This is a genomic window from Streptomyces sp. SID13726, from assembly GCF_010548375.1.
In the GTDB taxonomy this organism is placed as follows: Bacteria; Actinomycetota; Actinomycetes; order Streptomycetales; family Streptomycetaceae; genus Streptomyces.
In genome coordinates, this window is sequence record NZ_JAAGLY010000187.1 from 1 (window position 1) to 576 (window position 576).

The following is a 576-nucleotide window of genomic DNA, read 5'->3' on the forward strand; positions in this document are numbered from 1 at the left end:
CAGCTCGCGGTGCTCGACGAAGTGGCTGGCCCCCACGCCGTGCGGCGCCTCGTCACCGCCGACCCCGCCGCCGCGACCGCGTTCTTCGAGGGCGCGGTGGCCGAGGGGCAGGAGGGCGTAGTCGTGAAGTCGCTCGACACCCCCTACGCGGCCGGGCGGCGCGGCGCGGGGTGGGTCAAGGTCAAGCCCCGGCACACGCTCGACCTCGTCGTGCTCGCGGTCGAGCAGGGCTCGGGCCGCCGCCGCGGGTGGCTGTCCAACATCTGGCTCGGCGCGCGGGACCCCGACGGCGGGTTCGTCATGCTCGGCAAGACGTTCAAGGGCATGACGGACGAGATGCTGGAGTGGCAGACCCGCCGGTTCCGCGAGCTGGAGACCTCCGACGACGGGTACGTCGTGCACGTGCGGCCCGAGCAGGTCGTCGAGATCGCGTTCGACGGGCTCCAGCGGTCCACCCGCTACCCCGGCGGCCTCGCGCTCCGGTTCGCGCGCGTGCTGCGCTACCGCGACGACAAGACCGCCGACGAGGCCGACACGATCGACGCGGTGCGCGCGCTCGCGCGGTAGGGCGCGGTC

The 576-nt window shown here is 74.3% G+C and carries 1 pseudogene; it reads left to right on the top strand.

Annotated elements, in window-relative coordinates:
• A pseudogene (locus tag G3I78_RS47080) lies at positions 1-567 on the top strand (ATP-dependent DNA ligase); the annotation flags it as partial.
• Positions 568-576 lie beyond the last annotated feature (9 nt).